Origin of the sequence: Vibrio xiamenensis (assembly GCF_900100015.1) — a bacterium.
GTDB lineage: Bacteria > Pseudomonadota > Gammaproteobacteria > Enterobacterales > Vibrionaceae > Vibrio > Vibrio xiamenensis.
In genome coordinates this window covers 1-26,175 of record NZ_FNDD01000014.1, presented here as the reverse complement: position 1 = coordinate 26,175, position 26,175 = coordinate 1, and the positions used below count along the sequence as shown (strand labels likewise).

Annotated in this window: 17 protein-coding genes, 1 tRNA gene and 1 riboswitch; of the genes, 6 read left to right on the top strand and 12 right to left on the bottom strand. The window is 47.6% G+C overall.

Features of this window, described 5'->3' with window-relative positions:
* Positions 1-8: 8 nt before the first annotated feature.
* From mshE to BLS03_RS12490, 9 genes are all read right to left on the bottom strand, one after another.
* Complete coding sequence (gene mshE / locus BLS03_RS12530) at positions 9-1,733, bottom strand: MSHA fimbrial ATPase MshE (protein WP_093274330.1); 1,725 nt, start codon at positions 1,731-1,733, stop codon at positions 9-11.
* Entirely contained in the window at positions 1,723-2,874 is a 1,152-nt protein-coding gene (locus BLS03_RS12525; protein ID WP_093274327.1) for a tetratricopeptide repeat protein, read from the bottom strand. The genes mshE and BLS03_RS12525 overlap by 11 nt, the downstream gene beginning before the upstream one ends.
* Positions 2,874-3,716: an ExeA family protein gene (locus tag BLS03_RS12520; RefSeq protein ID WP_093274322.1), complete on the bottom strand. Its 843-nt coding sequence runs from the start codon at positions 3,714-3,716 to the stop codon at positions 2,874-2,876. Before BLS03_RS12520 ends, BLS03_RS12525 begins: the two co-directional genes overlap by 1 nt.
* 5 nt (positions 3,717-3,721) lie before the next feature.
* Positions 3,722-5,389: a pilus (MSHA type) biogenesis protein MshL gene (mshL, locus tag BLS03_RS12515; RefSeq protein ID WP_093274319.1), complete on the bottom strand. Its 1,668-nt coding sequence runs from the start codon at positions 5,387-5,389 to the stop codon at positions 3,722-3,724.
* A 10-nt stretch (positions 5,390-5,399) separates the two neighbouring features.
* Positions 5,400-5,705: an MSHA biogenesis protein MshK gene (locus BLS03_RS12510; protein ID WP_093274587.1), complete on the bottom strand. Its 306-nt coding sequence runs from the start codon at positions 5,703-5,705 to the stop codon at positions 5,400-5,402.
* A 10-nt stretch (positions 5,706-5,715) separates the two neighbouring features.
* Entirely contained in the window at positions 5,716-6,363 is a 648-nt protein-coding gene (gene gspM / locus BLS03_RS12505) for a type II secretion system protein GspM (protein WP_093274317.1), read from the bottom strand.
* Entirely contained in the window at positions 6,363-7,796 is a 1,434-nt protein-coding gene (locus tag BLS03_RS12500; RefSeq protein WP_093274315.1) for a hypothetical protein, read from the bottom strand. The genes gspM and BLS03_RS12500 overlap by 1 nt, the downstream gene beginning before the upstream one ends.
* Before the next feature lie 9 nt (positions 7,797-7,805).
* A complete protein-coding gene (csrD, locus tag BLS03_RS12495) occupies positions 7,806-9,812 on the bottom strand; it encodes an RNase E specificity factor CsrD (RefSeq protein WP_093274312.1) in 2,007 nt (668 codons plus the stop codon).
* 175 nt (positions 9,813-9,987) lie between these two features.
* Positions 9,988-10,533, bottom strand: a complete 546-nt coding sequence (locus tag BLS03_RS12490) for a single-stranded DNA-binding protein (protein WP_093274308.1) — start codon at positions 10,531-10,533, stop codon at positions 9,988-9,990.
* A gap of 264 nt (positions 10,534-10,797) precedes the next feature.
* On the opposite strand from BLS03_RS12490, the gene BLS03_RS12485 reads away from it, so the two are divergent.
* The 4 genes from BLS03_RS12485 to BLS03_RS12470 all read left to right on the top strand — a co-directional run bounded on the left by BLS03_RS12485 (position 10,798) and on the right by BLS03_RS12470 (position 17,317).
* The gene (locus BLS03_RS12485) at positions 10,798-11,448 is read left to right on the top strand and encodes a response regulator transcription factor (protein ID WP_093274304.1); all 651 of its coding nucleotides are present in this window, start codon (positions 10,798-10,800) and stop codon (positions 11,446-11,448) included.
* A gap of 118 nt (positions 11,449-11,566) precedes the next feature.
* On the top strand, positions 11,567-12,442 hold the full coding sequence (galU, locus tag BLS03_RS12480) for a UTP--glucose-1-phosphate uridylyltransferase GalU (protein WP_093274300.1): 876 nt from the start codon (positions 11,567-11,569) through the stop codon (positions 12,440-12,442).
* Positions 12,443-12,616: 174 nt separating this feature from the next.
* Positions 12,617-15,439, top strand: coding sequence for an excinuclease ABC subunit UvrA (gene uvrA / locus BLS03_RS12475; RefSeq protein WP_093274297.1), 2,823 nt, complete (start codon positions 12,617-12,619; stop codon positions 15,437-15,439).
* Positions 15,440-15,508: 69 nt separating this feature from the next.
* Positions 15,509-17,317 (top strand): PglL family O-oligosaccharyltransferase, encoded by a 1,809-nt coding sequence (locus BLS03_RS12470; protein WP_093274294.1) that lies wholly within the window; start codon positions 15,509-15,511, stop codon positions 17,315-17,317.
* Between the two features lie 38 nt (positions 17,318-17,355).
* Here the strand turns inward: BLS03_RS12470 and BLS03_RS12465 are convergent, their stop codons facing one another.
* On the bottom strand, positions 17,356-18,480 hold the full coding sequence (locus BLS03_RS12465; RefSeq protein WP_093274292.1) for a pyridoxal-phosphate-dependent aminotransferase family protein: 1,125 nt from the start codon (positions 18,478-18,480) through the stop codon (positions 17,356-17,358).
* Between the two features lie 177 nt (positions 18,481-18,657).
* A riboswitch (Lysine riboswitch) is annotated at positions 18,658-18,836 on the top strand.
* Between the two features lie 116 nt (positions 18,837-18,952).
* Between BLS03_RS12465 and lysC the strand changes: the two genes are divergently transcribed.
* A complete protein-coding gene (gene lysC, locus BLS03_RS12460) occupies positions 18,953-20,314 on the top strand; it encodes a lysine-sensitive aspartokinase 3 (RefSeq protein WP_093274288.1) in 1,362 nt (453 codons plus the stop codon).
* 85 nt (positions 20,315-20,399) lie between these two features.
* Here the strand turns inward: lysC and metH are convergent, their stop codons facing one another.
* Entirely contained in the window at positions 20,400-24,077 is a 3,678-nt protein-coding gene (metH, locus tag BLS03_RS12455; protein ID WP_093274282.1) for a methionine synthase, read from the bottom strand.
* A 192-nt stretch (positions 24,078-24,269) separates the two neighbouring features.
* Between metH and BLS03_RS12450 the strand changes: the two genes are divergently transcribed.
* A complete protein-coding gene (locus BLS03_RS12450; protein WP_093274279.1) occupies positions 24,270-25,610 on the top strand; it encodes a cation:proton antiporter in 1,341 nt (446 codons plus the stop codon).
* A gap of 475 nt (positions 25,611-26,085) precedes the next feature.
* Here the strand turns inward: BLS03_RS12450 and BLS03_RS12445 are convergent.
* Positions 26,086-26,162: transfer RNA gene (locus tag BLS03_RS12445), tRNA-Asp, on the bottom strand.
* Between the last annotated feature and the right edge of the window lie 13 nt (positions 26,163-26,175).

Below are 26,175 nucleotides of genomic sequence, written 5' to 3'. Positions count from 1 at the left end.
ATCCGTTCCTACAGCACAATCGGCTCAATTTGCCCAGAACTGTCCCCTTCGCCCAGAATCATCACTTCATCTAAGCTGGTATCGCCACTTAAAGCGAGTTCCATCGCGGAAACAATTAACGGCTTATAATGATCGCAACTGCGCGCTTGGCGAGTGAAACCAACCGCATCGTTAACCCGCAGTGCATCCATCATAGGTTGGTCAAGTTCAAGCATTTCAAATACCCCCACCCGGCCGCTATAACCAGTCAAATTACAGCTCTGGCAACCACGACCACGCACGAATTTAGCCTGGGTTTGATTTGGAAAACGTTGCTTAAGCCATAAGCTGCGCGCTTCATCTAAAGGGTCTTCGGTTTTACAATCATTACACACGCGGCGCACCAAACGCTGCGCGACAACTGCACGCACGGCGCTGGCGACCAAGTAACCTGGAGCGCCCATATCAATCATCCGCAGCGCACTGTCGACCGCATCATTGGTGTGTAAAGTACTCAGTACTAAATGCCCGGTCAGCGCCGCGCGCAAACCAATTTCTACGGTATCTTTATCGCGCATCTCACCAATCAGAATGATGTCGGGATCTTGGCGTAAGAAGGTGCGCAATATAGTGGAAAAATCTAACGCGATCTTAGGGTTAACTTGAACTTGGCTGACCCTTGGCAAGCGATATTCAACTGGGTCTTCCGCGGTAATGATCTTCTTACCCGGCTGATTTAACTCACTTAAAGCGCCGTACAAGGTGGTGGTTTTGCCCGAGCCTGTTGGCCCGGTAACCAGGATTAAACCATGAGGTCGACGTAACTGGCGGCGTAATCTGGCCAGCAAATGCGGCGGTAAACCTGACTCTTCAAGCTTGCGCAAACCCGATGACTGGTTAAGTAAGCGCATCACCACCGCCTCGCCATACTGAACCGGTAAAGTTGAAATACGAATATCGACCGATTGACCTTTGGCGCGAATATTAAATCGACCATCCTGTGGCAGACGCTTTTCAGAAATATCTAAATTGGCCATCAATTTCAGACGCAGCACTAAGGCTGGGGCAATATTCACTTCATTAAGCAAAGTTTCATGCAACACCCCATCAATACGCTGGCGCAAGCGCAGCACATCAATATCCGGTTCAATATGAATATCAGAAGCGCCAACTTGAATCGCATCTTCAAACAGCGAGTTAATCAGCTTAACTACGGTGACTTCGTCACTGTCGGCATCGGTGAGATTAAAATCAAACGCATCCGTAACTTGGTGCTCCGCTTGAAGCTGCTCAGCAAATGAGGCGATCTCTTTAGTGCGGCGATAATACCGGTCGAATCCTTCCACCAACTGCTTTTCAGGTGCGATAACAAATTCAATTGCGTATTGCGGCAGTTGGCTTAATAGCGCTTCTTGAGCAAATAAATCCGCTGGATCGCTCATCGCCACACGTAAGGTATCGCCGTTTTGACCAATCACCAGTGCCCGCAATCGCCGCGCATGCACTTCGGGTAGCAGTTGCACCGCATCAATATCAACATGCGCGCGACTTAAATCAATCAACGGCACATCAAGCTGTTGTGACAAGAAGGTCAGCATTTGCTGCTCGGTTAGAAAGCCAAGTTCAATTAAGGTGGCACCAAGCTTAGTTCCGGTGGCTGACTGGGCACTTAACGCCTGTTCAACTTGAGCCTCAGTAATAATGCCTTCTTCAACCAGCAAATCCCCAAGGCGCTTACGTAATTTAATTTGCACTTGGCTGCCCCTCTAATTGTTTCAATAGCGCCAAGCGCTGACGAATAAATTGTTGCGATTGACTGGATAAGCCCATTTTTTGCAATGCATTGGTATAAGACTGCGCGGCGCTGTCGATTTGCAAAGCGCGCTCTTGCTGAATACCCAGCCCCATCCACCAGCGACCGTTACTTGGTGCGAGCTGGACCAACTTTTGATAGCTCTGCTTAGCGATTTCGTCTTGATTGGTTTTCTGCGCCAATGCCGCACGTAGCGAGAGATATTGTTCGCTGGCACCGTCCGGCAAATAAAGCAGCGGCGTTAATGCCGCTTGCTGCTGACTCTCTTTGATCAATAATTTGGCCAGTGCAATACGCAAACCTTGGCTATTCACGTTGCGCTCAATGCCTTGCTGTAAAAGGTCGGCAGATTTACGAATTTCACCTTTGCCGTAATAGAGCGCCGACAAACTTTGGCGCACTTTTTCATCCCCCGGCACATAGCGAAGAGCCTCTTCATATTGGTCAATCGCTTCACTCAAATTGTTACTGTCGAGCGCTTTTTGCGCACGCTGCTGGGCGGTGTGCGCCAGCTGCTGTGGGGTCAATACCACCTGCTCGATGTGGACACTGCCTGGTTGAGGTGAAAGAGAAGCGCTGGGCTTGGTTTCCTTTGCCGCCAATTGGGTTGGTGACTGGGTTGTTTTAGGCGAAGTTGGCTCGGCAATAACCGACGCTTTAAGTGCTGGCGTTGATACCGCAGTGGTTGTTTGCTGCGAAGACGTATTCGTATTCGCTGCGATCAACATTGGCGTTGCCGACTCCACCGCCATCTGAGGCTGAGATAACGCGAGTTTCGGCTCAGATTGTAACGAGTAAATGCGCCCACTTTGTGTGGTGGTGCGGTTGGTCGGTGATACTTTGTCAGCCACACTTGGCAAAACTAACGGCTCGGTTAATGGCGTCTCAACGCTCGCTTGGATGACTGGAGATTGATAACTCAAACTCCAACTGCCTACCGCCATACTCAACGCAAAACCGCCAATTAACCACGGCAGTACAGGGCGCGATCTCACAGCGGGAATTGCTGCCGGTTGTAACGTTTGCTTGGTGGAATTGGCTTGGCGAGCAAGTTCGCTGAGCGCTTGGTTAATTTTACTCATCAGTGGCTCCACCCCCAGAGTAGCGGGCGTTTAAATTTAGGTTTTCGTGAATCAACGGTGTCGTTGATCGCATCAAACAGAGCGAGATTGTGCACTCGCGCTTGTCGGCAAAAATAGGTAGAAAGCAGCGCCTTATGGCATATCTGGTTAATAAGCCGAGGAATTCCGCGGCTTGCACGCCAAATCGCACGTTTATGATTAAGCGTTAAAATCTCGCCTTGAGCACCGGAATGTTGCAGGCGATTATCGATGTAAGCCACCGACTCTTGCAGCGTAAGAGCACGCAACTGGGCGCGAAACGAGATACGTTGCCGAAATTGACGCAAATGGTGCTGCGCCAAACGCTCATCCAACTCAGGTTGCCCAAACAACACGATATGCATCAGTTTATGCTGCGCAGTCTCAAGATTGCCGAACAGCCGCAGTGCCTCAATCGCATTGTCAGACAGTGCTTGCGCTTCATCCACCAGCACCACCACTTGCTTTTGTGCGCGGTGCAGTTCAATCAGTCGAGCTTGAATATCATCAACGATAGACACTTGATCAAAGCGTTCAATGCCAAGCTCTTGCGCGATGGCTTGGCGTAATTCGATATCAGAGAGCAAAGGATTGGGCAAATACACTAACTGAATATGTTCAGCAAACAACGCCATCAACATTCGGCAAACCATGGTTTTACCGGTTCCCACTTCACCGGTGACGGTAATGACGCCTTCGCCCATATCCAAAGCACTAGTCACCGTTTGGATCGCCTCGTAATGGGGGGCTAACCCCAAAAACAATTCGGTGTTTGGAGTGAGATGAAATGGGTATTGAGCAAAACCAAAATGAGCCAAATACATCGCAGTTACTGCTGCTCAGGGAACCAGTCTTGCAATAGGGAACGCGAACGTTCGAGTTCTTTCTGCCATGTATCTACCCCTACTACACTTGGTTTTAACAAGATCACTAACTCGGTTTTCTCTGTCACGTTGCTCTTGCTACGGAACAGATGACCAAGCACCGGAATATCGCCAAGAAACGGCACTTTGGTGGTTTGGTCCACGACGCTGGATTTCATCAATCCACCAATCACCACCACATCGCCATCGCGAGCGCGAATCACCGAATCCGATTCACGAATCGAGCTTTGCGCCAACGGCAAACTGATGGTGGTATCGTTATAGCCAATTTCTTTGGTTTGCTCATCAACATCAATCACCGCAGGGTGAACGTGCAGTAGGACATTTCCTGAGTCATCAATTTGTGGTGTTACGTCTAAAGAGATGCCCGAAAAGAATGGCGTCAATTCGATATCCGGCGAAGGCTCAGAGTTATCACTGGTGCCGACCACGCTGGTAAAGTTAGTCACATAGTATTCATCCGTACCGACTTTAATCACCGCTTTCTGGTTATTAGCAGCTGTCACTCGCGGGCTAGAGAGCACGTTGACGTCACCTTGGGTCGACATAAACGACAATACCGCGTCAAAGCTGCCACTTGAAATAACTAGGTTGGTTTGACCGCCCAGCAAGCTACCAATGGCATCCAATCCCGCCAAGGTTGACGTGACAATATTGCCATCGGAATCCTGCACAGTACCGCGACCCAATGTGTAACTGGTGCCATTGGAAGAAAACGCTTTTGACCAATTAATCCCTTGCTGGAAACCATCATTAAGTGTGACTTCCATGATCTTGGCTTCTAGAATCACTTGGCGATGCAAGCGCTTTTGGGAAATGCCGAGAAAGCGGCGCACTTCGCGAATTTCGTTGGGGAACGCGCGCACGGTAATCACGCTCGCTTGCGGCGTAATCACCACACTTTGGCCTTGCCCTGAACCAATCAGATGTGAAACCGCCTGCTGCAACTGTGGCCAAAAGTCACTTTCACTGGTGGTTTCGATTTCCGTACCACCTTTTTCAGTATTGGTGTTAGTGTTCGAATAAGAATTACCGTTATTTGACGATGAACTACTCGATCTCGATGTCGACGAATTGGAAGTCGACGAAGTATCGGTGTTGGTTATCGTGCCAGTAGTAATCGACGTCAACGAGCGACCGCGGCGCTTAAGCTGTAAGTAGTCAACGGGTAGCGTAACCGTGCGCAACCCCGCAGGGTAGACTTGAATCACTTTGCCGTTTTTCTCAATTTCGTAGCCGTACATATCACGCACTACGTTCAACACTTCATCTAGCGATACATCGGTTAAGTTGACGGTAATATCGCCAGTTACATCCGGATGTATGGCTGCGCTAAATTCGGTGCTTTTAACCAAACTGGCAAAAAAAGCTTTGGCATCAACACCTTTCGCTTGAATACGAAAACGCTTAATCGGTGGATGAGCCACGCTCTGATGAGGGTTCAAATCAGGCATAAGGTCCGCTTCAACCGACGCGGGCAACTGATGCAAACTTTGGCTGTTTGATTCGTTGATCGCTTGATTTAACGCCTGCTTGGCTTCCACTGGATCTCGATGCCCCATTGAGCATCCCACCAGAGTAGAGAGAGCGAAAACTAATACTGCCTGACGCATTGCGAATACCTTATTGTTTGATATCTAGAGAGAACAACTCAAGTTGCCAACGTTTTCCACCACGCGACAGAGTGACGTAATCAGGGGTGATGCGATGCACTTGATAACCGCTTACGTTATCGCCCTGCGTAACGACTTGGTCGTTGACCACGGCTTGGCAAGCCTCAACACACATAATACTTTGTAATTTCGGCAGCTTAGGCGCAGCAGTTTTAACACTTTGCTTTGCTGTGCTTGGTGCTGCCCAACCTAATGGCGCCGTCGGATCTTGAGTTGCCGCATTCGCCCAACTGGCACTGAGAACACTGATGAGCATGAGTCCGAACTTAACCACCGATAAATTCCTTACTTGTCCCTAGGGTATACACTTGCAAAATCACGCGAGCTTTAGGGTAAGCGTCAACCTGATATTCAAAATGCTGCCAGTAATATTTGGCTTTCATCGCCTCAAGGCGCTGCAAGTAAGTTTGAATAGCAAAATAGCTGCCGGTCATCTCAAGGCGTACGGGATGCAAATAATACCCACTGCCACTGCTTGCTTGTTGCTGAGTCAGAGGCTTAGCGGGCAAGGATTCAAGCGACACTAAATGCAGAGATTTACTGCTGGCAAGCACCTCTTCTAACAGATGCGCCATCGCCTCTGGGGTAATAAAATTCTTCACAATATGGGAAGCTTGCTCAGACAACTCTTGGCTTTGCTTCAATAACTGCTTGAGTTCTTGATCAATGTCCGCATCAGGGTCGCGTTGAAGCTTAGCTTCCATCACCATATTTTTGCTCTGCGCACTTTGGTTCGCCAAAGTCTGGTCTTGAATCTGCTGAGCTAACGCTTTGTTGTTCTTATAGCTCGGTTCGATAATCGCAGTAAGCAGCCCTAATATCAGCGCCACTAAACCACACAGCATCACCAGCCCTTTTTCGCGGTCAGAAAGCTTGCTGTAGTGCTGATTGAGCAGGTTATAAACTTTGGCCATTAGTTGGACTCCCGTTTAGTGCTCAGCTCAAAGGTCACCAATTGCTGCTCATTACGGCCTATCGACAAACGATCAAAAGATCGCCCAACCAAATTCAATTCTTGTTTGAATTGCTTAATCCAACGTGGAACCACTTCTGGCGATCTCGCAAGCCCTTTTAAATCAAAGGACTCACCATCGACTTTGATGTAATTCAGCGAGATATCGGAGCTGCTTATATTCGCCAGCGCACTCATGACGCCAGAAAAACCGGCCGATGGTGCATTTTTGTAATTCTCAAGTGAGGAAAGCGCCGCTTGATGGGCTTTAATATCCAGTTTAAGCCGTTCTGCTGCTGCGACTTTCACCGGTGACGCTTGATGTTTGGCTAGCTTCGCATTCAGTTCATCTGTTTGTTTTTTGAGTACGATTTGCTGCGCTTTTAGCTGATTAACTTGAGCATTAAGATGGCGTTGCTCGATACCGAGCCAACCCCAGGCGATCACAATCGCTAAAGCCACCACGCTCCAACTGGTCAACACTGTGGCTAAACCCAATGGCTCTTTTTTAGGCTTGAGTGACTCCAAATACAGATCGATTTGGAAATTATCCTGCAGAGCCGTGGTTGCCAAAATAGCGCCGCAATGCTGAGCAGGCACCGCCAGCGGCGTCACGTTGACATTGAGACGCTGAGTCAACTCTTGGGCTAAAAGCTCCGAATCTTCGTCATCGCAACACACTTTGAGTTGGTGAATCGTGGTGCCTTTTAGCTGTGATGACAGGTAGTCCACTGAGCGTTGCAGCTCAAGCGCTATGCTATCGAGTTGTAAACTGCTGGCATTGTCACCGACTAAAGGCGACGTCACACCACGAATGGTACGTTGGAAAACACACGTACCAGCCACCATAGCACTGACTTTATACTGGCTTTTTTTACTGCGCTGCAGCAGCAAAAATGAACTTGGCACGCCAGGGACATGCGCCCAAACATCATCTTCGACCAATAATCGTTCCAAACGAACATTAGCCTCACTCAGACGTTTAACCAGATCCTGCACTAAAGATTTAGTGATCACATAACATTGAATTTTGTTGCCATTCGGTAAAGCCACCGCTTGAGCAACAATGTTCATCACTTTTTCGCTGGTAAGATCTTTGAGTAGAAACGGCAATGCACCTTCCCACTCTTGTGATGGAATACTTGGCTTATCAATCTGGTAGATATGATAAAAGCTCGAGTGCAGTACGATATCCAAAGCGATATCTTTAACATCAGCGGATTGAAACGCAGTCAATAACGTCTCTTGCCAATCGTGCAATAAAGGCATGAACGTCGGCAAACTTGCCACATCTTGGCCAGAAAAATACACGCCATCAGGTTGAACGATGGCGACGACTTTGCTCTGGTTGGCGACGTTTTTAGTAAATTTTGATAACCAGGTTTGAATGCTCATGCTTTTGAATTATTTTTTACGCCATCTATTACGTCGACCTACTTGCACTTTCGTTGCTACCTGCAGCGAGTCATTTCGCTCTGGAGGCGGAATCATTTGCTGTTCAGCGGCAAGTAAGCGCCCTTGTATTCCTTGTACACCAAGGTCGATTAACGTACGCCTTTCGGCGTCACTATCGACTCCCACTGCAATAACTTTAGTACCACTTCCTTCACATGCGCCAAGTATACTACGTACAAATAACTGATTTTCATGCCTTTGATCAATACGTTTGATCAAGCTGCGATGCAATTTCATATAGCTAATCGGCAGCTCTTTCAGATAATGAGTGCTGACTATCGAGCGCCCGGCTTGGTTGATTGCCACCTGGCAGCCCAGGCCGCTTAAGGTTTTGATGACCGGACGCATATAATCTAGATGCTTTACTACTTTAGACTCAGGGAACTCAAAAATCAGCATGGTACGTTGCCGAATTGAGAGCTGTAACAGTTCATTTCTAAACCATTTGAAGTAGTCACGTTCAGAAAATGGCGTCACATACAGATTCACCGAGTATTTTTCAGCCGATGTCGCGCGTTTTAAATGCTCAATCACAACCGGCAGCATGGTTTTGTCCATCACCGCCTGATAACCGACCATTTCGATGGCTGAGACAAATTTTGACGCCTTGAGTATCCCTTTTTCTGGGTCACGCAAGCGCATAAACAGTTCACTGTGATCAAATTGGTTTTGGTTCTGCTCACCAAACAGATAACAAGCCTGCTCAAACACGATAATTTTGTCGTGCACCATGACTTGATCAAACAGTGCTCGCCAACGCACGCTGCCACGCTCATCTTGCTTGGAAAATGCTTTATCAAATCGATTCCAAGTATTCATTTGCTGAAGCTTGGCGCTCTTCACTGCGGTTTCCACTTCATCCATGATGCGGTTTTGTCGCTCACCTTCTTGATAGTTGGTCACACCGATATGGCACCAATTTTCGGCATCAAGTGGCGCCGGAGGCACTATGCGATTCATCTGTTTAAGACACTGAGTCGCAATGGTATTCACTTCTTTGCTGTTAACGTTCGGCGCAAAAATTGCGAACTCAGCATCGTAATAACGCGATAAGGTGACATCAGGATAACGTTGAATTAAATTCGACAAGCCATGACCAACTTCAACGATAAACTCATTGGCCTGCTGTAAACCGACCTCTTCGACGACAGAATCCCAATCATCGAGGCGAATTAGAAATACCGCGCCCTGCGCCCCACTCTCAGATAACGCCGACTCCAATTTGCTATCAAACAGCACTCGATTCGCTGTGCCAGTCAGCTTATCCAAAAACGTCTGAGTACGAATAAAAGTGTCAAAACGGCTGCGCTCTTGGCGCGCATCCTGAAGTTCTTCGATTAGCCTATCTAACGCTTCACTGGCGGTATAAGGCCATTCGCGCTCATCACCCTTGGCAAACGGTTCAACTCGCCCCGCCAAAATCATTCTGCCGCGCTCTTCCAGCAACTCCGAGCCGATTAGCTGCTCTTTAAGCCACTTCACCCCGCGCACAAGGCAAAATACCACCAGCGCAATCGCCAGTGACAGCGACGAAAAAGCTTGCAGGGAATAATTGTATCCGAGATAGGGAGGGCGCACCTTGAATGTGATGGAATATCCGTTATTCCTTTCCAACACATAAGTTTTTTCGTACAAAGCGCCTTCTTCAAGACGTGTCGAGGTGTCTTTATAGCGATAGACCACGCCGTAAGACGAAGAAAGCTGCATCTCAATAATGTTCGAGGCTTGCAACATTTTCGGCATCCAACGCTGCATCGAGTAAGCCGCATCAGGATCTTCCATTTCCTTGTCGACCACTTCCACAATCCCTTGCAGGGATTGTTCAACGTACTCTTTGCCTAAGCTGCGTAGCGATAATGTTCCGCCAATAAACAAGATGAACATGGCACTCACCACGATCATGGTCACAAAGGCAACCAACCGAGTGCTCAGCTTTAAGGTAGGGGTATACCTCATTGTATAACGACATCCTTTTCCAATATCGGCCATAACGGCTCGATTTTTGAGCGGCTAAAAAAGCGCTCAGTTATAACCATCCGTGAGCGAGAGTCAACCAATAAAACAGCGCCAATCGCTTGTTAATGATATAAAAAAACCGCGGAAACCGCGGCTTTTTTCGTCAATGGCATGTTTAGAACGGGATATCGTCATCAAAATCCATCGGTGGCTCATTGTACTGCGGCTGAGATTGCTGCGGTGCTTTTTGAGCTGGCGCTTGAGAAGGCGCCGATTGCATTGGCTGTTGAGGTTGTCCCCAACCACCTTGTTGCTGCTGCTGTTGTTGTGGTGCTTGGCCCATACCTTGACTCGGTGCGCCACCTTGTGCACGGCCGCCCAGCATTTGCATTACGCCGTTAAAGCCCTGAACAACCACTTCGGTCGTAAAGCGCTCTTGGCCATTTTGGTCTTGCCATTTACGCGTTTGTAGTTGGCCTTCAATATAAACTTGAGAACCTTTACGTAAATATTCGCCAGCGACTTCAGCTAATTTGCCAAACAAAGCAACACGGTGCCATTCGGTCTTTTCACGCTGTTCACCAGTGTTTTTGTCACGCCATGACTCTGAAGTTGCCACAGTAATGTTGGCTACTGCACCGCCACTTGGCATGAATCGTACTTCTGGATCTTGTCCAAGGTTACCCACGAGGATGACTTTGTTTACTCCACGGCTCGCCATGTTCTGCTCCGTTGATTGTCTCTTAAAAATAGCGCATTAGCATACCACGCTTTGACTAAGGTACAAATTGTATTGCTGTTGGTGATGAATGTCGGGAGCCCGGTCCACAATCAGATGTTTTTTTCGAGCAAACTCAACAACAAACATAGTGACAAACCTATTACTTACGTCATGATATGAAACTTGGCGCAAAAGCCAATTCTGCAGTCGATATTGCGGAGAAATTCTTCCAAACTCCGAAAAATTTGTTTGGAGAACATCAACATGGTCAGCAAGGTTTGCTACACACGTACGATTTACCACTTATGTGACGACCCTATCAAACTCTACCCTTATGTCGGCCGCATCGAGCAGCATTTAGACATCAAAATCCCTAAAATTTCACCCCTGGATCTCATGCGCGCGCTGCAAGTCCATAAGCATAAGATCTTGTTGATTGACTATCGCAATATCGAATTGCTCACTCAACAAGTCCGCGACTTACCGCTAACCGACAAAAATTTTGAAACCATTGTCTATAACGCACCATCACGTCTTACTACAGAACAGTTGTTGAAGCTTGGTAATCTGAAAGGATTGTTTTCAGAACAGATTAAAGCAGCCGACATTGCGCGTGGCTGCGGAGAGATCATTAATGGGCAAAACTGGTTACCTCGTAAAGTAACGGCTCAGTTGCTGCATTACTATCGTCATGTGGTTGAACAAAATACCACCCCGGCAGTGGTAGATCTAACCAGCCGAGAAATTCAAATTTTACAAAGTTTAAAAACCGGCGCTTCTAACTTACAAATTGCCGAAGACCTGTTTATCAGCGAGTTTACGGTAAAATCCCACCTATATCAGATCTTTAAAAAACTTTCTGTACGAAATCGCGTTCAAGCCATATCGTGGGCAAAACAGCACATATTGTCTTAAATTTAATCCAATGCTCAAAATTGCGGATTTTCAAACCAACTGAGATTATTTATCGGTAAAAAGCATGATAAGGTTCAGCTATCAAAATTATCGTAATAAGAAAGATAAGGGTTTCATAATGATCAAAAAATGCCTATTCCCAGCAGCTGGCTACGGTACGCGCTTCTTGCCTGCAACTAAGTCAATGCCTAAGGAAATGATGCCAGTGGTAAACAAACCATTGATTGAATATGGTGTGGAAGAAGCCATCAACGCTGGTATGGATGGCATGTGCATTGTAACTGGTCGAGGTAAACACTCGATCATGGACCACTTTGACAAGAACTACGAGTTAGAGCACCAAATCAGCGGCACTAACAAAGAAGAGCTACTTGTCGACATTCGTGAAGTCATCGACAGTGCAAACTTCACTTACATCCGTCAACGTGAGATGAAAGGTCTAGGTCACGCAATCCTTACAGGTCGTGAATTAGTCGGTGACGAACCATTTGCTGTTGTACTTGCGGATGACCTTTGTGTTAATGAAGGCGACGGAGTTTTGGCTCAAATGGTTTCACTGTTTAAACAGTTCCGTTGTTCAATTGTTGCAGTTCAAGAAGTCCCAGAAGATGAAACGCACAAATACGGTGTTATCTCTGGTGAAATGATCAAAGACAACATCTTCCGTGTTGAAGACATGGTAGAAAAACCAGAAAAAGGCACCGCGCCAAGCAACCTTGCGATCATCGGTCGTTACATCCTAACTCCTGATATCTTTGAACTAATCGAAGCAACAGACCCAGGTAAAGGCGGCGAAATCCAGATCACTGACGCTCTGCTAAAACAAGCAAAATCAGGCTGTGTTCTAGCATACAAATTTGAAGGTCACCGTTTTGACTGTGGTAGCGTAGAAGGCTACATCGAAGCAACTAACTACTGCTACGAAAACTTGTACCTAAAAGACGACAAAGTGTCGACTCTAGGCAAACAAGCGACACAAAAAGCGGGTAAATAAGCCTTTTTTGTTCTTTCCCCAGAACAAAGATTCATAAACACTAAAAATGCAGCGTCTCAACGCTGCTTTTTTTTCATCTCGGCTCCAAAGGCTGTTTTTTTATACAGTTATTCTTTGAACATTTATCACACTATGTAATACTAGCTCTCCTGCAAAATTCATAGAGCGATACCCATGGATCAAATCGACGTTCGCGGCGCTAGAACGCATAACCTCAAGAATATTAATCTCACGATTCCACGCGATAAATTGATCGTCATCACCGGCTTGTCGGGGTCGGGTAAATCTTCTTTGGCGTTTGATACTCTGTACGCGGAAGGACAGCGTCGTTACGTAGAATCTCTATCCGCTTACGCGCGTCAATTCTTGTCGTTAATGGAAAAGCCGGATGTCGACCACATCGAGGGCTTATCGCCTGCGATCTCTATTGAGCAAAAATCCACTTCGCACAACCCGCGTTCTACAGTGGGCACCATTACCGAAGTCTACGACTATTTGCGTTTGCTTTACGCGCGAGTTGGTGAACCGCGCTGCCCAGATCATCATGTTCCGCTGTCTGCGCAAACCGTCAGCCAAATGGTCGATAAAGTTCTCGAGCAGCCTGAAGGCTCACGTCTAATGCTGTTGGCACCGATTGTCAAAGAGCGTAAAGGTGAGCACGTTAAAACCCTTCAAAACCTCGCCGCGCAAGGCTTCATTCGTGCGCGTATTGATGGCGAAACCTGCGATTTGTCGGATCCACCGACGCTCGAATTACACAAAAAACACACCATCGAAGTGGTGGTTGACCGCTTTAAAGTGCGAGACGATCTCAAACAACGTTTGGCTGAATCATTTGAAACCACACTTGAGCTGTCTGGTGGTATCGCGGTGGTTGCGCCGATGGATGGTGAAGGCGAAGAAGTGGTTTTTTCCGCCAACTTTGCCTGCCCGCACTGTGGTTATAGCATGCGTGAGCTAGAGCCACGTTTGTTCTCATTTAACAACCCTGCGGGTGCCTGTGGTACCTGTGATGGCTTAGGTGTACAGCAATATTTCGACCCTGCACGCGTGATCGTCGATGACTCTTTGAGCCTAGCCAAAGGCGCGATTCGCGGTTGGGATCAAAAGAATTTCTACTATTTCCAGATGCTCGGGTCACTGGCCGAACACTATGGTTTTGACCTCAATGCTCCGTTTAAATCGTTGCCGAAAAAGACTCAAGAGATCATTTTAAAAGGCTCGGGACGTACTGAAATTGAATTTCAGTACATCAATGATCGCGGTGATATTCGCGTTAAACGTCATCCTTTTGAAGGAATCCTGAATACTTTAGAACGCCGCTACCACGACACGGAATCCAACTCTGTGCGTGAAGACTTAGCCAAGTACATCTCCACCAAACCATGTAGCAGTTGTGGCGGTACTCGCCTGAGACTCGAAGCGCGTAACGTATTTATTCAGGACACCTCTTTACCAGAAATCGTCGAACTGAGCATTGCTGACGCGCTACAGTTCTTTGAATCGCTAAATTTGGAAGGACAACGCGCCCAAATTGCTGAAAAAGTAATGAAAGAGATCAACGACCGTCTACAGTTTTTGGTCAACGTCGGCCTGAATTACCTCAATCTGTCACGCAGTGCCGAAACCCTTTCCGGCGGTGAAGCGCAGCGTATTCGCCTGGCCAGCCAAATAGGTGCCGGTTTAGTGGGCGTAATGTATGTCCTCGATGAACCATCGATTGGTCTCCACCAGCGTGATAATGAACGCTTGCTTAAAACCCTAACCCACCTGCGCGACTTGGGTAACACTGTATTGGTGGTGGAACACGATGAAGATGCCATTCGTATCGCTGATCATGTGATTGATATCGGCCCAGGCGCCGGCGTGCATGGCGGTCAAGTCATCGCCGAAGGTACGGTGGATGAAATCATTGCCACCCCAGATTCGTTAACTGGGCAATATCTTTCAGGTAAAAAAGCCATTGAAGTGCCAAAGCAGCGCACACCACGTGATGCGAAAAAAACGGTCGATTTAATTGGCGCAACTGGCAATAACTTGAAGAACGTCGATCTTTCAATTCCAACCGGCTTATTTACGTGTATTACCGGAGTATCCGGTTCGGGTAAATCGACCCTGATTAACGACACCTTCTTTAAAATCGCTCATACCGCACTGAATGGCGCGACAACAGCAGTCCCTGCACCATACAAAAAAATTACTGGTCTTGAGCATTTCGACAAAGTGATCGACATCGACCAAAGTCCAATTGGTCGTACACCACGTTCTAACCCAGCCACGTACACGGGGATCTTCACGCCGATTCGTGAACTCTTTTCCGGTACCCAAGAAGCACGCTCTCGCGGTTATAAACCTGGCCGATTTAGCTTTAACGTCCGCGGCGGTCGCTGTGAAGCGTGTCAAGGCGACGGCGTCATCAAAGTCGAAATGCACTTTTTACCGGATGTCTACGTGCCGTGTGACGTGTGTAAAGGCAAACGCTATAACCGCGAAACCCTTGAAGTACGTTACAAAGGCAAAACTATCGATGAAGTGTTGGAAATGACGGTCGAAGACGCACGCCAGTTCTTCGACCCTGTTCCTGTGATTGCTCGTAAGCTGCAAACCCTTATCGATGTTGGCTTATCTTACATTCGCTTAGGTCAAGCCGCGACGACCCTTTCTGGTGGTGAAGCGCAACGCGTTAAACTGGCTCGCGAGCTATCAAAACGCGATACCGGCAAAACCTTATATATCTTGGATGAACCGACAACTGGTCTACACTTCCATGATATTCAGCAATTATTGGAAGTGCTGCATCGCCTGCGTGATGGTGGCAACACTGTCGTGGTTATCGAACATAACTTGGATGTCATCAAAACCGCAGACTGGATCATCGATTTAGGACCGGAAGGTGGTCAAGGTGGTGGTGAGATCATCGCCCAAGGAACGCCAGAAGATGTGGCGCAGGTCGAAGGATCTCACACTGCTCGCTTCCTTAAGCCTATGTTGAAATAAAAAAAAGCGTTAAAGTACACAAACCAGCGCCAACCCGCTGGTTTGTTTTTTATTACTATAGAAGTCAGTATGGCAACATTACATGTAAACGGCACACAACTCGAACCTCAAGCACCTCGTATTCCGCTCAATCGGCGCTTTATCTTCTCTTTAGGGGTCGTTTTTGTCATTGCTATGCACTTTTTCATGCCCAATCCAGGTGGTTCTGGGCTAGCGCTATCCTTTAACGCCACCACTTGGCTAGCATTGAGCTTTAGCCTCGCCATCGGCTTGTACCAAACCGGCACTAACCGTAAGATTTACTACTCCAAACTGACGTTAGGTTTGCTGTTGTGCTGCATTCTGATGACGGTTCCGGTATTTTCCCCCGCCAGCTCTCTAAACCTAGTCTCGGATCGCTTAATTGGTTTGTGGGCCGGCTTTTTGCTGTTCGTTATTTTGCAGCAGTTCCAATTCACGATTCAGCACCGCTTGCGCCTACTGTGGTTTGTGTTAATCGCCGTGTGTATTGAAGCCGCGATCGGTTATGGCGAGTATTTTTGGCTCAAACCCGGCAATCTCTTTGGTTATGACACTCAGATAAACCGCCCTTACGGCATCTTTCAACAGCCAAACGTGATGGCAAGCTTCCTAGCCACTGGGCTGGTGATTTCCGGATACCTGCTCGCTCGTTATCCGATTAAGTATCGCCGCCGCGTTAGTATCATCAGCTTGTTGTACTGCATTCCGCTGCTCACCGTCCCGCTTCTAGTGGTATTAGCATCGCGTACTGGTTGGCTTGCCGCAGCGCTATCTTCGGCGCTACTGCTGCCCTACCTGTACCGTTTTTCGACGGCGAAACGCTTTTATGGTTGGGTACTTTCCCTGCTACTTGGCGTCATTGCAGGTATCTGGATTGCGTCAGTCATGGGCAAAGGTGAAAGCCTGATCGACAAAACCGATTTAGACAGCCCACGTAGCTACACATTTCCACAAACTCTGGATATGGTGATCGAAAAACCCTTTACCGGTTATGGCTACGGCAAATTTGAATCACAGTACATTCTCTATACCGCGCGCCAGCATCAGTTGAATCCGAGCTATCCTCCAGGCTTGCCTGCCATGGATCATCCGCATAACGAACTGCTACTTTGGGCAGTGGAAGGCGGCATCTTACCCGCGCTTGCCATTGTACTGGCGGCGCTGATTGTACTGTCACGGATCTACACCGACAAAAAAGGCACACGACTGGCGATGTTTGCCATGTTTGTGCCCATCGTCCTGCATTCACAGCTTGAATACCCGTTTTATCACTCAGCCATTCACTGGATTACCTTTGTGATTTTGCTCTATTGGGTGGATCAGCGTGTCGCGCGTTACAAACAGGTGAGTTTTAGCAAGTTAACCAAAAGCGTATTACGAATCAGCAGCTTAGTACTACCGATTGTGACCAGCTTTTACATGCTGACATCACTGCATACCAACTACATTCTCACCAAATTTGAACGTACTCAGCCCAAAGCTCCGGAGATTTTAGATAAGGTCACCAACCCGCTGGTTTGGAAAGACCGTTTTGATTGGGATATTTACAGCACCTACTTAAAATTGGGGCTGTACAACGATGACCCGCAATTGATCGCACCGTATATTGAATGGTCTTTACGGATTATCAAACAAAAGCCACGCCCAGCATTTTATAACAATCTGATTCTGGCTTATGAAGGATTAGGCGATGACAGCCGCGCTAAGCAAACGCGTAACGAAGCGCAATATCTGTTCCCCACTCATCAATTCGCCTCTCTAAGCGAACTCAGTCAAGCAGCAAGCGATGCCGCGCTATCTAAACCGGAAACACTTCCCGAAGCGTTAATTCCACAAGCTTTAGATAGTTACAAATAAAAGCAAAGGGCGGTTATCACCGCCCTTTTCGTCTTGGTCTATGGCCGCGACAGTGCGTTTTGTAGCGCTTGTAAGCACAGCGCAACGTTCTCTTTGCGCGCGCCGTATCCCATCAAACCAATACGCCACGCTTTACCGGCTAAATCCCCGAGCCCAGCGCCAATTTCAAGATTATATTCTTGGAGCAAGGTAGCGCGAACTTGCGCTTCATCGATATGCTCAGGAACATAGACAGCGTTCAGTTGTGGCAAGCGATAGTCTGGTTCAACCACAAAACTAAAGCCGAGCTTTTCAAGGCCAACTTTGAGTAATTGATGCATTTGTTGATGACGCTGCCAAGCGTTTTCTAAACCTTCCGTTTTTAATAGCAATAACGCTTCGTGCAATGCATACAGACTGTTCACTGGCGCAGTGTGATGATAACTGCGCTTACCTTCACCACTCCAATAACCAAGCACTAAACTTTGATCCAAAAACCAACTTTGGATCGGCGTCGATCGAGATTGGATTTTTTCGATCGCTCGGGGAGAAAACGTCAGCGGAGACAACCCCGGCACGCACGATAAACACTTCTGACTGCCTGAATACACCGCATCGAGTTGCCACTCATCGACTTTCAGCGCCACACCACCAAGTGAGGTGACGGCATCAACGATGGTTAACACATTATGTTGCTTCGCCAGCCATCCTAAAGCCTCAGCATTCGATAGCGCCCCAGTAGAGGTTTCGGCATGCACAAACGCCAGTAGCTTAATCTGTGGGTCGGATTCAAGCGCAGCGGCAACTTTTTCAACCGAGACGGGCGCGCCCCAAGCATCATCGATCACCACGGCAATACCACCAGCGCGAACGACATTTTCACGCATGCGCTCGCCAAATACGCCGTTGCGACAAACCGCGACTTTATCGCCCGGTTCAATCAAGTTGGTGAAACACGCTTCCATCCCAGCGCTTCCCGGAGCAGAAACGGCGATAGTGAATTCGTTTTCGGTTTGAAACGCGTATTTGAGTAGCAATTTCAGCTCGTCCATCATTTGGATAAACAGCGGATCCAAATGGCCAATTGTTGGGCGGCTTAACGCCTGTAAAACGCGCGGAGAAACGTCCGATGGTCCTGGTCCCATCAGAGTGCGATGTGGTGGCAGAAAACTTTCAATTGTCATTATTATTCCTTTTCTGGGTACAGGTAGGTTTGGTCACCTTAAAGCAAATTTAGTGCTTGAGCAATTGGCCCAAATTCCAGTACAGCACCGCCAATTCAGCGCCCATTTTTGTCCTTCAAAACGCTGTAATTACTGATTGACATTCGTTCCATAACAACGTTCAATGAGTGAGCATATTTATGCAGAAGAGGAGCACTGCCTAGGTAGGTATGATGTGGAGCCACAACTCCAAAACACCATACTCAGGGGGAGCAGTGCCGAGGTAGACCAAGGGTTGTGGAATTGGTCTGTCGGTTGACTTGGGTTGAATCTCATCAACTGTCATCAGTGCTATCTGATGAAGAGCTTCTGAGGTCATTATTCAAACTTTCATACCTCTCTATCTGCTCTAGCACTCTTTTCACAGACAGGACGTTCGATTACTTTCGTAATCCATTTTTTTGATTCTTTTGGAAGCCATGGGAGACCTACAGTGAGCGCATTAAACGTTGCCAAATTTGGCGGAACCAGCGTCGCTAACTTTGAAGCAATGAGCCGTTGTGCGGCCATTATTGAAGCCAATCCAGACACCAGACTTGTGGTGAGTAGCGCCTGCTCAGGCGTAACCAATCTATTGGTTGAACTCGCTAACGGCGTTGCCGATCAAGAACGCCGTGCCGAGCTATTACAAAAACTTGCTAACATCCACGATACGATTCTTTCGCAGCTAAACGATGGCGCGGAAGCGGCCTCTGAGGTGTATTCGATTCTCGACACCATCACCAGTTTAGCCGAAGCCGCTTCGATTCAAGCCAGCACTAAGTTAACCGACCATCTGGTTGCGTGCGGCGAACTGATGTCGACTCATATTTTGGCGCAACTGATGCGTGAACGTGGCATGGATGCAGTGCGTTTTGATATTCGTGATGTGATGAGAACCGATAGCAATTTTGGCCGTGCCGAGCCAGAGCTAACTTCGATTGCCGAACTTGCGCAGCAAAAACTTGTACCACTTTGCCAGCAGCACGTAGTGGTCACACAAGGCTTTATCGGTAGCGATGAAGAAGGAAACACCACCACACTTGGCCGCGGCGGTAGTGATTACAGCGCAGCGCTGATTGCCGAAGGGGTTAAAGCGACCGGGCTTGAGATTTGGACTGATGTCCCTGGTATCTACACCACCGATCCACGCATTGCTCCTAAAGCGACTCCAATCCCTGAGATTAGCTTTAGCGAAGCGTCTGAAATGGCAAACTTTGGCGCCAAAATTTTGCACCCATCAACGTTGTTGCCTGCACTGCGCCACGATATTCCCGTGTTTGTCGGTTCTTCTAAAGATCCACAAAATGGTGGCACTTGGGTGCGCCGCGAAGTCGAAAGCTCGCCAGCTTTTCGCGCCTTAGCACTGCGTAACAACCAAACCATGATTACGCTACGCAGCGCAAAAATGTTCCAAGCCTATGGCTTTCTTGCCAAAGTGTTTGAAATTCTCGCCAAACATAAAATTTCAGTGGATTTGATTACCACCTCAGAGATCAGCGTATCGTTAACCTTAGATAAGACTGATACTTCAGGTGGTGCGCCAGAGCTTCCTCTCGCCGTTCGTGAAGAGCTCGAAGAACTATGTACCGTTGAGGTAGAACACAACTTATGCTTAGTGGCGCTAATCGGTAACCGCATGGAAAATAAAGGTTATGCCAAGGAAGTCTTCAGCACGTTAGGTGACTTCAATCTGCGTATGATCTGCTATGGCGCAAGCGATCACAACTTGTGTATTTTGGTTGATGCTGAAGATGCCAACAACGTGATTCAAACCTTGCACCGCGAATTGTTTGAACAAAACATCCAAGCTTAAAGCAGTTTTCGATTCCAAAACAAAAGGCACCCAAGGGTGCCTTTTTAAATATTGCTTACCTGATCCTGAATAGGATTGACTGTGACTAGTTGAGGTTTGGCCCCAGCCATTTTTCGGTTTCGACGCTATCCCAACCTTTACGTTCGGCATAGCTGTCTGCTTGATCTTGCTGAATTTGAGCAATCGCAAAGTAGCGTGATTCAGGGTGTGAGAAATACCACCCGGAAACCGACGCACCAGGCCACATTGCGTAACTGGATGTCAGTGACATACCAATGGTCTGTTCAACATTGAGTAACTCCCATAGCGAGCCTTTCTCGGTATGCTCAGGACACGCAGGATAACCTGGCGCCGGACGAATCCCTTGATACTTCTCACGAATCAAATCGTCGTTTGATAGATCTTCATCGCTGGCATAACCCCAAATTTCTTTACGCACGCGCTCATGCAAATATTCCGCAAACGCTTCAGCTAACCGGTCTGCCACCGCTTGAATCATGATCGCGTTGTAGTCATCACCTTTGGCTTTAAACTCATCCGCAAGTTCACGCTCACCCACGCCACCTGTAACGGCAAATGCGCCAATCCAGTCGTGCTTCCCGCTCTCCTTCGGCGCCACATAATCGGACAAACAGTAGTTATACCCTTTAGGTTTCTCTGTCTGCTGGCGTAAGTTAAACAGTACTTTCGCCACTTCAGTGCGCGACTCATCGCTATAGACCTCGATGTCGTCGCCCACACTGGCGGCTGGGAATAGAGCACACATACCGCGAGCTTTAAGCAGCCCTTCACGCTCAATGCGATCTAGCCATTCGTTAGCATCACGGAACAAGTTTTGCGCCTCTTCACCGACTTCTTCATGTTGCAAAATCGCTGGGTATTTCCCAACTAATGACCAAGTCATAAAGAATGGCGTCCAATCGATGTATTGGCGCAATATCGCGACGTCAAAATCATCAAATACATGCACACCCGGTTTTTTCGGCGCCGGTGGCGTGTAATTTTGCCAATCGATCGCAACCTTATTGGCACGAGCTTGCTCCAGTGTAACTGGCTTAGTGCGCGGCTTTTTACGATTGTGCTGATCACGCACGCGTTCATAATCGGCGTCTAACTTAGCAACGAAATCAGGATACAGCTTTTCAGAGAGCAAGGAACTACATACCCCAACCGCGCGTGATGCGTTGTTCACGTATACCACCGGCTTATGGTAGTTTTGCTCAATCTTAACTGCGGTATGCGCTTTAGATGTGGTCGCACCGCCAATCAGCAGCGGCAACTCAAAGCCTTGACGCTCCATCTCTTTGGCAACGTGGACCATTTCATCTAACGACGGAGTAATTAGCCCAGAAAGGCCGATAATATCGACATTCTGTTCTTTAGCGACTTTTAAAATCTGCTCACAAGACACCATAACGCCAAGGTCGATGATCTCGTAGTTATTGCACTGCAGTACCACGCCAACAATGTTTTTACCAATGTCATGCACATCGCCTTTAACAGTCGCTAGCAAAATTTTACCGTTGGTCGAACCGGCCTGTTTTAGGGCATTAATAAAAGGTTCAAGGTGAGCCACGGCTTGCTTCATCACTCGCGCCGATTTCACGACCTGCGGCAAGAACATCTTACCTTCACCAAATAAATCACCGACCACGTTCATGCCATCCATCAATGGACCTTCGATGACCTCAAGAGGTTTTGAAGCAGCTAAACGTGCCTCTTCGGTATCTTCAACGATAAATTCAGTAATGCCTTTAACCAGTGCGTGCTCAAGACGTTTTGCTACCGGCCAAGTGCGCCACTCTAAAGCACTGGCATCGTCTTGTTTACCAACCGCGTTTTCACGGTATTGCTCGGCAATTTCCAATAAACGCTCGGTGGCATCGTCACGACGGTTAAGCACCACATCTTCAACTGCTTCACGTAGCACCTGCGGAACGTTATCGTAGATCTCAAGTTGGCCAGCGTTAACAATCCCCATATCCATACCATTTTTAAAGCAGTGGTATAGGAAAACGGCGTGAATCGCTTCACGGACATAATTGTTACCGCGGAAAGAGAAAGAGACGTTAGACACGCCGCCGGAGATCATCGCATGGGGTAAATCGCGTTTGATATCGGCAACTGCATTGATGAAATCCACTGCGTAGTTGTTGTGCTCGTCGATCCCTGTCGCCACGGCAAAGATGTTAGGGTCAAAAATGATGTCTTCCGGTGGAAAACCCACTTCATTGACCAAAATGTTGTAAGCATTGGTACAGATTTCTAGTTTACGCTCACGCGTATCCGCCTGACCCACTTCGTCAAATGCCATCACAATCACAGCCGCGCCGTAGCGGCGAATCAATTTAGCTTGTTGGATGAATTTCTCTTTGCCCTCTTTAAGAGAAATTGAGTTCACAATGCCTTTGCCCTGAATGCATTTCAGGCCAGCTTCGATAACATCCCATTTTGAGGAGTCGACCATAATCGGCACTTTGGCGATTTCTGGCTCTGTGGCGCATAGATTAAGAAAACGCACCATACAGGCGTGAGCATCAAGCATGCCCTCATCCATATTGATGTCGATGATTTGCGCGCCATTCTCGACTTGCTGACGTGCCACTTCCAACGCTTCATCGTATTGCTCTTCTTTGATCAAACGCTTAAAGCGCGCAGAGCCCGTCACGTTGGTACGCTCACCAACGTTAATGAATAGGGTATCTTTTTCGATAGTCAGAGGCTCAAGCCCTGACAGACGACAAGCGACTGGCAATTCTGGAAGAGCGCGTGGCGCGACATCATTAACCACTTTAGCCATTTGGCGGATATGTTCAGGCGTGGTACCACAACACCCGCCCACCAAGTTTAAAAAGCCTGATTGCGCCCACTCTTGAATGTGCTCAGCCATTTCAACAGGCTCAAGGTCATACTCACCAAAAGCATTTGGTAAGCCAGCATTTGGGTGAGCAGAAACGTAGGTTTCAGAAATTCGCGACAGCTCAGCGACGTATTGACGCAATTCGTCTGGACCAAGGGCGCAGTTCAAACCAAACGATATCGGTTTAACATGACGCAGCGCGTTATAAAACGCCTCGGTAGTTTGGCCAGAAAGCGTGCGACCGGAGGCATCCGTAATGGTGCCAGAGATCATAACGGGAAGCTCAATGCCCAATTCTTCAAACACACTTTCAACTGCAAAAGAACACGCCTTCGCGTTGAGGGTATCAAAGATGGTTTCGATAAGAATAAGGTCACTGCCACCACGAATCAGCGCTCGTGTTGACTCCGAATAAGCCTCAACCAAAGCATCAAAGGTGATATTTCGGTAACCTGGATCATTCACATCAGGAGAGATCGAACAAGTTCGGTTGGTAGGACCTAAAACACCCGCCACAAAACGAGGTTTCTCAGGTGTTTTTGCCGTCCATTCATCCGCCGCTTGACGGGCTAAACGGGCCGCTTCATAGTTGATTTCTTCACTCAAGCTTTCCATCGCGTAATCGGCCATCGCGATAGTTGTGGCGTTAAAAGTGTTGGTTTCAAGAATATCGGCGCCAGCTTCTAAGTATTCGTTATGAATACCTTTAATCAGCTCTGGCTGGGTTAACACTAAAAGGTCGTTATTTCCCTTTAAATCGCAATGCCAGTCAGCAAAACGCTCACCACGATAATCTTGTTCTTGCAGTTTATGACCTTGAATCATGGTGCCCATACCACCATCGATCAACAAGATTCTTTGCTTTAATTGCGCTTCGATTTGCTGCCTTACATTACTTCCCACAGTATCAGCCTCGTTCCTTTTATAATCGCTCAATCCTACCACAATCAATACGGGAGTCTAGACGTCTAAATAGACTTTCTTATGCAGAATTCGTCTTCTATCGACATCAGAATTCACGTAAAAAGTGTTTGCCATTTAACCAGCTAACGAAGACAATCGTTGTTTATATTTTGTTACAGAATAGTGAGTCATATGTCAGTCTATTACACACTCTGTTTTTTGTCCGCTGCTGCAATGATGATTGCCTTTGTTAACAGTAAGATAGGCAAGATGCAAACCACCATTGCCATTACTGCAGGGTCAATGATGTTGTCGTTACTGATTTTAGTCGCCGGTCAAAATAACTGGTTTCACTTAACCGAAATTGCAACCCGCACCGTTTCGTCAATTAACTTTGAAGATTTCCTACTTAAAGGGATTCTTGGCTTCTTGCTCTTTGCTGGCGGATTAGGGATCAAACTTCCCAACCTAAGAGACCAAAAATGGGAAATCACCTTTCTAGCTCTCGGCGCGACACTATTCTCTACCTTTTTTATCGGTTTCGTTCTCTACGGAATCACAATACTGATTAATATTCACTTCGACTTAGTTTACTGCTTGTTGTTCGGTGCTTTGATTTCACCAACCGACCCGATAGCCGTTCTAGCGATCGTGAAAAAGCTCAATGCGCCTCGTCGCATCTCTACTCAAATCGAAGGAGAATCACTATTCAACGATGGTTTTGGTCTGGTCATCTTCGTGACTATATTTACCATCGCATTTGGCACTGAAGCACCTACGATTGGCAGTGTAACAGAACTGTTTGCCCGCGAGGCGCTCGGCGGAATCGCTTATGGTTTTGTCCTTGGCTTGATTTTCCACTATTTAATTAGTGCCACCAATGACCACTCGATGGAGCTGTTACTCACGATTGGGGTGCCGACTTCTGGTTATGCGTTCGCAGAAGTGTTGCATGTCTCAGGACCACTGGCGATGGTTGTTTCGGGGATCATGATTGGTAATTGGACTCGCTTTATCGGCTTTTCTAAAGAGAGTGAAGACCACCTTGATCACTTCTGGGAACTGGTTGATGAATTCCTTAATGGCGTCTTGTTCCTACTGATCGGTATGTCGATGCTACTTTTCGAATTCCACGAAGAAGACTGGATTATGATGGCGATTGCCATTCCATTGGTATTGGCGGCCCGTTATTTGAGTGTGTTGTTCTCTTATGTCGGATTTAAGCGCTATCGCAAATACAACCCATGGTCGGTACGAATCCTCACTTGGGGTGGATTACGCGGTGGACTAGCGCTCGCGATGGCGCTATCGATACCTAGCGGAATCTGGATCATTCCAGATAAGCTTATCGACGTAAAAGAGATCATTCTGGTCATGACCTATGCCGTGGTGGTGTTTTCTATTCTTGTTCAAGGTTCAACAATCACCCCGATGATTGAAAAAGCCAAACTGGCTGAGGCAAAGATGACCGCCGATGAGGAAACAAAATCTGAGGTATCACCAGCGACTTCTTCTGAAAATACTCAAAGCTAATCAGCTCAAACATATATTCGACAAAAGCCAGCAATGCTGGCTTTTTTATTATCTCAAATAAGCGGTATTCAAAACTTATATAAAAATGCTACAACAGGTTAGGTTCTAAGAGTAAAGCAGAGCAGATTGTAGAGACTAAAGTGGGCAATTAGGTGGAGCCGTGTTGGTGACTAGAGATGCCGCAGGACGAGAACACAACAGCCTAAGCGTTAATAATGTTCACTTGGGTTTTCCTCGCAGAAGCTAGTCCACATGAACATCTATATTTGCCTACGTTGAAGCTATAAGTGGCGAGGCATTTGGACTGGCAATCCAGCGGGACTCCCTAATCCTTGTTTTGGCGCGATCCCTCCGGCGAGACAGGCCGCTTTCTTTCTAGGTCAATAAGGCTAACCAACTGAACTGCCGCTCAGCATTCTTCACCTTGTTTCAAACGTAAAAAAGCCCTAGCATTTCTGCTAGGGCTTAGTATAAGTGGCGGAGCGGACGGGACTCGAACCCGCGACCCCCGGCGTGACAGGCCGGTATTCTAACCAACTGAACTACCGCTCCACTAAATTGGGTC